The organism is Streptomyces scabichelini (genome assembly GCF_011045015.1).
GTDB lineage: Bacteria > Actinomycetota > Actinomycetes > Streptomycetales > Streptomycetaceae > Streptomyces > Streptomyces scabichelini.
Genome location: NZ_JAAKZY010000314.1, coordinates 1 through 9,647, shown reverse-complemented (window position 1 = coordinate 9,647; position 9,647 = coordinate 1). Strand labels below are relative to the sequence as shown.

Here is a 9,647-nt window from a genome sequence, read left to right as displayed (position 1 = left end):
GTCCCATCCCGTTCCTGGGGGCGCAGCCCCCAGGAACGGGATGGGACGGGTAGGGGCGGCGGGGGCGAGAAAACCCTGCCCGCCGTCGAAACGCGACACGCCCAGTGCCCAGGACTCCGGTACGGCCGTCGGCGTTCAGGCGCCCGGCCGGTCCATGACCGGTCGCCCGGCGTCGACGACCCGCTCCAGGCAGCGCCCAAGCACCGTAAGGAACTCCGGCGTCCCCCAGGGCCCCCGGTCCACACGCCCCGTGTCGTCCACACCGAGGTCCTGCACGTCGTACCGCCCCCGGCAGTGACCGAGGGTGAAGTAGCAGACCTCGCCGAGGCCGTGCCGCTTCAGGTAGAGCACGGGGCGGGACGCGTCGTCGAGGGCAGCCGTGTCGCCCTCGGCGAAACCGCGGCACGGCCCCGTGTAGTCGGTGTGCAACAGCACCTCCAACTCCCCGTGCAGCTCGCTGACATACAGCTCGTCGGAGACCGTGAACGGCTCGATCCCGGCGACCAGCGGATGCTCCGGCCGGGTCACCCGCACCTCGTACGGCTCGATGGGCGGGTGGGCCAGGAACTGACTGCCGAGCACCCCGGCCAGCTCGCCGAGGAGCCGCGGCGTGGTGAACACCCGCGGCCCACCGGGAGCGGGCGGCTCGATCACGGAATTGGTGCCGTGCAGGGCGAGCCAGCGCCCGCCCCGCTCGACGAAGTGCGTCAGCGCCTTCTGCTGCCCGGCGTCCGGCCGTACGTCACAGGTGTAGGTGACCAGCAGGTCGGCGGCCTCCAGCGCGGGCAGGCAGTCGTAGTCCTCGTACACCCGGGTGCGTACGCGCGGATGGTCCGCGAGCAGTTCCAGCAGCCGCAGCCGCGCGTGGTCGAAGTCGTGCCACCTGCCGCCGCAGACCAGTACGGCGTCCAGGCGGCCCGCCGGGCCCGCCACGGCTCAGTACTGGACGCGGGTCAGCAGCCCGCCGTCCACCACGAGGTTGACACCGACGCAGAACGAGCCGGTGCGGCCCAGCAGGAACGCCACCGCCGCGGCCACGTCCTCCGCGGTGCCGTAGCGCCCGATCGGCAGCTTGGCCAGGACCTCCTCGTACACCTCCGGCCGCGCGGTGCGGATGGTCTCCCAGGCACCGCCAGGGAAGTCGATCGGGCCGGGCGAGACGGTGTTGACCCGGATGCCCTTCGGGGCGAGGGCGTGGGCGAGCGCCGAGGCGTGCTGGACCACGGCGGCCTTCAGTGCGGAGTACGAGTTGGCTCCGGCCGGGCGCGCGGTGTCGGACGCGTTGGTGGTGCCGATGGCCACGACGGCGGCCCGGTCGGAGGCCTCCAGATACGGCAGGGCCGACTCGACGAGTCCCGCGAACGGGATCAGGTCGCCGCGCAGGCTCGCCTCCCACGACTCGGGGCCCTTGACGTTGCCTGCCGAGACGTTGGACACCAGCAGGTCAAGGCCGCCGAGCTCGCCGGCCGCCCGCTCCACGAAGCCCGCGAGGGCGGCCGGGTCGGTGACGTCGACCGGTTCGGCGAACACGGTCGCTCCTTCGGCGCGCAGCTCGGCGGCGGCCTTGGCGAGGCCTTCCTCGCCCCGGGCGCACAGTGCCAGCGAGCAGCCCTCCGCGGCCAGTGTCTCCGCGATCGCCCGGCCGATGCCCCGGCTCGCGCCGGTCACCAGCGCCTTCGCCCCTGTCAGTCCCAGATCCATCGATGTCACTCCTCGGTTGTTGCGGTGGTCGTCCCCGGCACGGCTCAGTGGAACGGCTCAGTTGCCGGTCAGTTCGGAGAAGGGCACCCGGTCGACACGCGGCTCTCCCGGCAGCTTCAGCACCCGCTCGCCGATCAGGTTGCGCTGGATCTGGTCGGTGCCGCCGGCCAGCCGGTAGCCCGGGGCGCCGAGCAGGTGCTGCGTCCAGGCGTACGTGTCCGGCTCTCCGGTGTCGGCGGTGATCCGGGCGCCCATCAGTTCGGCGGCGACCTGCCCTGTGCGGGTGAGCAGGTCGGATGCCATGAGCTTGGTCAGCGAGGCCTCGGGCCCCGGCCGCCCGCCGGCCGCGCTCGCCCTGGCGACGCGGTCCACGGTGGCGGCGCGCAGCGCGCCGCGCACATACAGGTCGGCCAGCTGCTGGCGTACCAGCGGGTCGCCGGTGCGGTGCAGCGAGCGCGCGAGAGCGAGTACGTCGTCGAAGGTGCCGCCCTTGCGCCGGTTTCCGGAGCCGGAGGCGGTGCGCTCGAAGGCGAGCGTGGCGTTGGCGACCTCCCAGCCCTGTCCGGGGCGCCCGATCCGCAGCCGGTCCGGGACGCGTACGCCGCTCAGGAACACCTCGTTGAAGGAGGCACCGCCGCTCATCTGGCGGATGGGCCGTATCTCCACTCCGGGGGCGTCCATCGGGATCAGGAAGGCGGTGATGCCCGCCTGTTTGACCACGTCCGGGTCGGTGCGGGCGAGCAGCAGCCCGTAGTCGGCGAACTGGGCTCCCGAGGTCCACACTTTCTGACCGTCGATCACCCAGTCGCCCCCGCCACCGCCCTCGCCTTCGCCCTCACCCTCGGCTTCCTCCTGGCGGGCGCGGGTGCGCAGGGCGGCAAGGTCCGATCCGGCACCGGGCTCGCTGAAGAGCTGGCAGGCCAGCCGGTCCGTACGCAGGAACGCGCGTGCGTGGTCGTCGCGCTGCTCGGCGGTGCCGAAGAGGGAGACGGCCATCCCGACGAGCCGCACCGTGACACTGATCAGCTCGGTCGACGGCGGCACCTCGAAGGCCGACTCCTCCTGGGCGAAGGCCGCCGCATGAGCGGCGGTCAGGCCCGCGCCGCCGTTGGCCCGAGGGAGGGTCAGGGCCTGGTATCCGGCGTCGAAGCGAGCGCGCTGGTAGGCGCGGCAGCGCTCAAGGAGCAGCCGTTCCTCGTCGTCGGGGAGGTTGTGGAACACGGCGAGATCGGCGGCTTGCGAGCTGGACTCCGGGGGCCGGACCGGTTCGAGCACGGTGGTCAGCCACTGCCTGGCCCGTGTGCGCCATGTGTCCACGTCCAGCTGGTTCACATCCGGCTCGGACATGGTTCCTCCTCAGGGCACTTACCAGACGACAGCTTCAGTAACGATGAGCCGAAAGAACACGCGACCTCCCCTCGGATCATGCGGGGATGCGTCCGGCTCGGATCAGAGTGTTCCGCACTTTCTTGATAAACGCTACAGTCTCCGCATCGGCTCCCCAGTGAATCCGGGGAGACGACCGAGGAGCCGCCGGAGGAGCCATGTCCCTGCCACCACTCGACCGTCGTGCGCAAGAAACACCCGACGAGCCAGCCCTGGTGGACGACCAGGAGGTGCTGTCCTGGTCCGGGCTCGCCGACCAGGTGGCGCGGGCGTCGGCACGGCTGCTGGAGTTCGCGCCCGGTCCCGACGACCGGGTCGCCGTCCTCGGCGACAACGCGATCCCCACACTCGTCGCCCACCTGGCCGGACTGTGCGCCGGAGTGGGCACCGTCGCCACGTCCCGGCAGCTGACCGTGGGCGAACTCGTCGACCAGATCACCGACGCGGGCGCGACCGCCGTCATCGCCGGACCCGCCGGCGCACGAGTCGCCATCGAAGCGGCCCGCGAACTGGGCCTGCCGGTCGTGACGCACGGAACCCCGCCCGCCGGGCACGCCTTCGACTGGGACCTGTGGCTGGCGGCGGCGCCCGCCACCGCCGCCCCTGCGGCCATCCCCGCGGAGCGGCCCGCCCGGCCGCCCCTCGTCTACACCTCGGGCACCACCGGCCGGGCGCGCGGCACCGAGGTGCGCTGGGTGACCGGTCCGGCCGTCGACAGCGCCGCCTACCTGGCCGCGGTGGCCGCCCGGCCCGGATTCCCGCCGGGGCCCCACCTGGTGTGCGGCCCGCTGCAGCACAACGGCCCGCTGACCTCACTGCGGCATCTGGCGGCGGGTCAGCAGGTCGTCGTACTCGGCAGATACGACGCGGAGGCGTTCCTGCGCCGTGTCGAGGAGTGGCGGGTCACCTCCACCGTGATGGTGCCCACCCACTTCCAGCGCCTGCTCGCCCTGCCGGAAGAGGTGCGCGAGCGCTACGACGTCTCCAGCCTGCTGCAGGTCTCCCACACCGGGTCCGCGTGCCCGCCGGAGGTGAAGCGGGCCATGATCGAGTGGTTCGGTCCGGTGCTGACCGAGTCGTACGGCGCCAGCGAGGCGGGCACCGTGGCACGCATCAGCAGTACGGAGTGGCTGGAGCACCCGGGCTCCGTCGGACGTGTCCAGCCCCCGTTCGACGTGCTGGTGACCGGCGACGACGGCCACCCGCTGCCACCCGGCGAACTCGGCCTGCTGGCGTTCCGTGCGCCCGAGGGCCGGGGCGTGCGCTACCACGCCGACCCGGACAAGACCAAGGCCGCCTACCTCTCCCCCGGCGTCTTCACCCTCGGCGACATCGGCTACGTCGACCCGGACGGCTTCATCTTCATCACCGACCGGGCCGCCGATGTCGTGGTCTCCGGCGGGGTGAACCTCTACCCGGCCGAGAGCGAAGCCGTCCTGCGCGAGCACCCGGAGGTCGCCGAGGTGGCGGTCATCGGCGTGCCCGACCCGGACTTCGGCGAGTCGCTGCGGGCCCTGATCGTCTCCACCGGAAGCGAGCGGACCACGGAGGAAGAGGAACTGGACCGGTTCTGCCGCGAACGGCTGGCCGCGTACAAGTGCCCCAAGTCGTACGAGTTCGTCCCCGAGCTCGTCCGCAACGCCATGGGCAAGCTCGACAAGCGGGCGATGCGCCGCCCCTACTGGGACTCCGACCGCACGATCGCCGGCTGAGCTCGCCCCTCCCCCCAGAGTTCTTTTCTCTGAGTTCTTTTCTCTCGTGAAGGATTTTTCATGACGGAACTTCTGCTCGTCCGGCACGGTCTCCCCGTCTCCGGCGTGTTCGACCCGGAGCTGTCGCCGGAGGGCGTCGCCCAGGCCGAGCGCCTCGCGCCCTGGCTGGCGCACGAGGGCATCGACGCCCTCTACACGAGTCCGTACCGGCGGGCCCGTGACACGGTGGCACCGCTGGAGCGGCTGACGGGTATGACCGCCGCCGTACTGGACGACCTGCGCGAGTGGGACACCGACGTCTCGCACCCCTACACACCGCCGGAGCAGATCCTCCCGGACGATCCCCGGTCGGTGGCGCTCTCCGAGGGACGGTACGAGGACTTCGTACCCGACCTGGACTGGGACGCCTTCCGGGCCCGGGCGGTGCGGGCCATGAACACCATGCTGGACGCCCACCCCGGCGAGCGGATCGCGGCCGTGTGCCACGGCGGCATCACCAACACCTATCTGGCGACCGTGCTCGAGATACCCCGGATGTTCTGGTTCCACCCCGGCTACACCTCGGTCAGCCGGGTGCGGCGGATGCCCGGGGGGCGGGTCGTCCTGCACTCCGTGAACGAGACGGCCCATCTGGTCGCGGACCGCGCCGTCGACCCGGTCGGCTGACAACCCATCACCTCGATACCGCAGGAGGCCCGGACATGCCCGGATCCGTCATCGTCGCCGGAGCGAGAACTCCCATCGGCAAGCTCATGGGCGGGCTGAGCAGCCTGTCCGCTGCCGACCTCGGCGCCCACGCCGTCCGTGCCGCGCTGTCCCGGGCGCGGCTGGACCCGGCCTCCGTCGAGGCCGTCGTGATGGGCCATGTCATCCAGGCCGGGGCGGGCCCGAACACGGCCCGGCAGGCCGCGGTGGCCGCCGGCATCCCGTTCGCCGTACCCGCGAGCACCGTCAACAAGCTGTGTCTGTCCGGGCTGCACGCCATCGCGCTGGCCGACCTCATGGTCGCCTCGGGGCGCCACGAGGTGGTCGTGGCGGGCGGCATGGAGTCGATGTCCGGTGCCCCGCACCTGCTGCGCGGCGCCCGGACGGGGTGGAAGTACGGGTCGGCGACCGCCGAGGACTCCCTCGACCGCGACGCGCTGATCTGCGCCTTCGACGGTGTCTCCATGGGCGCGGCCACCGAGCGCTACCAGCGGCCGTTCGCGCTGAGCCGCGAGGAGCAGGACGAGTACAGCGCGCTGTCGCACCAACGTGCCCACCACGCCCAGGAGTCGGGCGCGTTCGCCGCGGAGATCGCACCGGTCACAGTGACCGGGCGCCGGGGTGAGACGGTGGTGGATGCCGACGAGGGCGTACGTCCGCAGAGCACCGCCGAGAGCCTCGGGCGGCTCTCCCCCGCCTTCTCCGCCGACGGCACGGTCACCGCGGGCAACGCCTCGCAGCTGTCCGACGGCGCCGCGGCCGTGGTCGTGATGAGCGCGGACCGGGCCCGCCGGGAGGGCCTGACGCCGCTCGCCGAGATCGGCGCCTACGGCACCGTCGCGGGCCCCGACCCCTCCCTGCTCGTCCAGCCCGCCGGCGCGGTGCGCGACGCACTGGCACGCGACGGCCGGCTGAAGGCCGCCGACCTCGACCTGTTCGAGATCAACGAAGCCTTCGCCGGTGTGGCACTGGCGTCCGTACGCGAACTCGGTGTCGCCCCGGAGAAGGTGAACGTGAACGGCGGCGCGATCGCCCTCGGTCACCCGGTCGGTATGACCGGCGCCCGGCTCGCGCTGACGCTGGCCCTAGAGCTTCGGCGACGCGGGGGCGGTACCGGGGCCGCCGCCCTGTGCGGAGGTGGCGGCCAGGGCGACGCCCTGCTGCTGCACGTACCGCGCGGCTGAGGCCCTGGCCTCCCCCGGCAACCGCCACGCCGCCCTCCACCGCCACTCGCCGCACTCCTCCCGCCGCCCCACTCGTACGAGACTCAGGTTGACGCACATGACCAACCAGCCGCTCCAGGCCCTCCGGACCACCGAGGCACCGCAGTCGCCGTCGGACCACAGCGAGGCGACTCTCGTCGTGGACTCCCGCAGCCCTGCCGCCGACGGCGTCGTCTCCCTCGTTCTGCGCCACCCGGAGGGCGAACCGCTCCCGGCCTGGGCGCCGGGCGCCCACATCGACCTGCTGCTGGACAACGGCCTCGTCCGCCAGTACTCGCTGTGCGGGAGTCCCGCCGACCGGGCGGCCTGGCAGATCGCCGTGCTGCGCGAACCGGAGGGCCGGGGCGGTTCCTCGTACGTCCACGACCGGCTGACGGAGGGCTCGGCCGTGCGGGTGCGCGGTCCGCGGAACAACTTCCCGCTGCGCCCGGCCGAGCGCCATCTCTTCATCGCGGGCGGAGTCGGCATCACCCCGATCCTGCCGATGGTGGAGACCGCCGAAGCCGCGGGCGCCGACTGGCGGCTGCTGTACGGCGGCCGTACCCGCAGCTCCATGGCCTTGCTCGACCGCCTCGCGCCCTATGGAGACCGGGTGTCCGTCCGGCCGCAGGACGAGTACGGCCTGCTGGACCTCGCCGCCTTCATCGGCCCGCCCCGCGAGGGGACGCTTGTGCACGCCTGCGGCCCGGAGCCACTGCTTCGGGCCGTGCAGGAACAGTGCGCCGACTGGCCTTCCGGCACACTGGGCGTCGAGCGGTTCGCCCCGGTCGAGCCGGCCGGGACCGCTCCGGCGGAGGCCTTCGAGGTGGTGCTCGCCCGGTCGGGGCTCACGCTCACCGTGCCGCCGGACCGCTCGGTGCTCGAAGTGGTGGAAGAGGCCGGTGTCCCGGTTCTGTTCTCCTGCCGGGAAGGCACCTGCGGCACCTGCGAGACGGACGTGCTGGAGGGCACGCCCGACCACCGGGACTCCCTGCTCGACGAGGACGAGCGGGCCGCGGGCGACACCATGCTGATCTGCGTCTCACGCTCCTGCGGACCCCGCCTGCTGCTCGACCTCTGAGCCTGCCTTCACGGCGCCCGCGGGTTGAGAAGCTGTCTCCGAGCCCGCCATGTGTGCATGTCTGCGGCTGGAATTGACGGCTCGGTCTGCCGCTGGATTACAGAGATGTTGCGCGAACTCTTGACGCGCCCCGTTCGGATGCGTACACATGACTGCGCAGTCATGACAGCGCAGTCACACAGATGACTGGCTAGGATTCAGGCCGCCGGACGCAGGGAGACACCATGACGCGAGGAGAAGCACGGAGCGGCGGCTCCGCCGCGCCGCGCGGCGTGGATGTGGCCCGGCTGGCGGGCGTTTCACAGAAGACGGTGTCCCGGGTCTTCAACGGGGAGCAGTACGTCTCCGCCGAGGTTCGTCGGCGTGTACTGCAAGCCGCCGAGACGCTCGGCTACCGGCTGAACAACGCGGCCCGCGCCCTGGCCTCCGGGCGGACCCGGTCCATCGGTGTGGTCGCGCTGGGCACCGCCCTTTACGGGCCCGCCTCGTTGCTCATCGGCATCGAGCGGGCCGCCCGGGACGCGGGCTATGCGCTGCGGGTGGTCAACACGCTGGAGGGCGACCCGGGAGGTGTCGCCGGTGCCGTGGAGTCACTCCTCGAACAGGGCGTGGACGGCATCGTCGTCTCCGAGCCGATCGACGAGGGAGGCGTCTCGCTCAGCATCGACGTACCGGTCCTGGTCCTGGGCGCGCCGGCGTCGTTCGCCGGTCCCCGGGCGGTGGCCACGGGCGTCGGTGCCGAGTCACTGGCGCGGGCGGCCACCGAGCACCTGTTGGACCTCGGACATATGACGGTCCATCACATTGCCGGACCACAAAGGTGGTTCGCCGCGCGGGACCGCCTCGCGGGCTGGCGCGCGGCCCTCACCGCACGCGGCAGGGACCAGCCGCCCGTCATCGAGGGCGACTGGTCGGCCGCGTCCGGCTACGCGGCGGGCCTCGAACTCGCCTCCGGCGGCGACGTGACCGCGGTCTTCGCCGCGAACGACGACATGGCCATCGGGCTGATCCGTGCGCTGACGGACGCCGGACTGCGTGTGCCGGGCGATGTCAGCGTGGTCGGCTTCGACGACATCCCCGTCGCCGCCTACGTGACTCCTCAGTTGACGACGGTCCGTCAGCCATTCGATGCCGTGGCCCAGGACGGACTGCGGCTTCTCGTGCAGTCCATCGAGAAGCCGGACGTGGAGCTGCCACCGGCGAACGATCCGCCGGTCGATCTCGTCGTCCGCTGCTCGACGGCACCCCCGCCGCGACGCCAGGCACAAGGGCGCGGGCGGCGGCAGACGGCTTCCCGTTCGCGCGGCGGGGCGCACGCGCCCCCGGACGCGGACGAATCCCCCTCCGTCCGCTGAACAGCCTTCGTCAGCCCCGGCGGCAACCCCGCCCGGGCCCACGCACTGCACGTCGGTCACGGCCCGCGGCAACACCTGCCCGCGGCATGACCTGCCACTGCACCACCTGCCCACCGCGCAACCTGCCCGCCGCAGCATCCGGCCACTGCACCAGCCGCCCACCGCGGCGGCCTTCGCCTCTCGAATGTCCACGACCGTGGATCCCCCGCTGTGCGAGCACTCCCCGCGCGCACTGCCACCGCACACCCGCGTGACGTGCGCCTGAACTCGGCAACCCCAGTTCCCCGGTAGCGCGGTTCGCGCCTCTTCATCCGCCCCTTCCGCACCACCTCACCCGTGCGACGCGCCCCTCGCCAGGCGTGCCGTTCCCTTGCCATCGGCGGGAGTTCACCATGCCCAGATCCTTCGTTCCCACGTCCTCCATGAGCCGTCGGCGGTTCCTCGCCGCGAGTGGTGCGGTGTCCCTCGGCGCGGCGCTCGCCGCGTGCAGCGGTGACAGCGACTC

At 72.4% G+C, this 9,647-nt stretch carries 8 protein-coding genes; 5 read left to right on the top strand and 3 right to left on the bottom strand.

The features are described from left to right. Nucleotides 1–135 precede the first annotated feature (135 nt). Genes G5C60_RS47375 through G5C60_RS47365 form a run of 3 tightly spaced genes read right to left on the bottom strand, consistent with a single transcriptional unit; the run spans nt 136 to nt 3,048 of the window. Nucleotides 136–933, bottom strand: coding sequence for a ThuA domain-containing protein (locus G5C60_RS47375; protein ID WP_165269950.1), 798 nt, complete (start codon nt 931–933; stop codon nt 136–138). A gap of 3 nt (nt 934–936) precedes the next feature. Then, nucleotides 937–1,701, bottom strand: coding sequence for an SDR family NAD(P)-dependent oxidoreductase (locus G5C60_RS47370; RefSeq protein WP_165269948.1), 765 nt, complete (start codon nt 1,699–1,701; stop codon nt 937–939). Between the two features lie 57 nt (nt 1,702–1,758). Beyond that, a complete protein-coding gene (locus G5C60_RS47365; protein ID WP_206440890.1) occupies nt 1,759–3,048 on the bottom strand; it encodes an acyl-CoA dehydrogenase family protein in 1,290 nt (429 codons plus the stop codon). 197 nt (nt 3,049–3,245) lie between these two features. Between G5C60_RS47365 and G5C60_RS47360 the strand changes: the two genes are divergently transcribed. From G5C60_RS47360 to G5C60_RS47340, 5 genes are all read left to right on the top strand, one after another. Beyond that, the gene (locus G5C60_RS47360; RefSeq protein ID WP_165269946.1) at nt 3,246–4,799 is read left to right on the top strand and encodes an AMP-binding protein; all 1,554 of its coding nucleotides are present in this window, start codon (nt 3,246–3,248) and stop codon (nt 4,797–4,799) included. 60 nt (nt 4,800–4,859) lie between these two features. Beyond that, nucleotides 4,860–5,465, top strand: coding sequence for a histidine phosphatase family protein (locus G5C60_RS47355; RefSeq protein ID WP_165269944.1), 606 nt, complete (start codon nt 4,860–4,862; stop codon nt 5,463–5,465). Nucleotides 5,466–5,500: 35 nt separating this feature from the next. Then, nucleotides 5,501–6,688, top strand: coding sequence for an acetyl-CoA C-acyltransferase (locus G5C60_RS47350; RefSeq protein WP_165269942.1), 1,188 nt, complete (start codon nt 5,501–5,503; stop codon nt 6,686–6,688). 97 nt (nt 6,689–6,785) lie between these two features. After that, nucleotides 6,786–7,787: a PDR/VanB family oxidoreductase gene (locus G5C60_RS47345; protein ID WP_165269940.1), complete on the top strand. Its 1,002-nt coding sequence runs from the start codon at nt 6,786–6,788 to the stop codon at nt 7,785–7,787. 224 nt (nt 7,788–8,011) lie between these two features. Further along, on the top strand, nt 8,012–9,142 hold the full coding sequence (locus G5C60_RS47340; protein ID WP_165269938.1) for a LacI family DNA-binding transcriptional regulator: 1,131 nt from the start codon (nt 8,012–8,014) through the stop codon (nt 9,140–9,142). Nucleotides 9,143–9,647 lie beyond the last annotated feature (505 nt).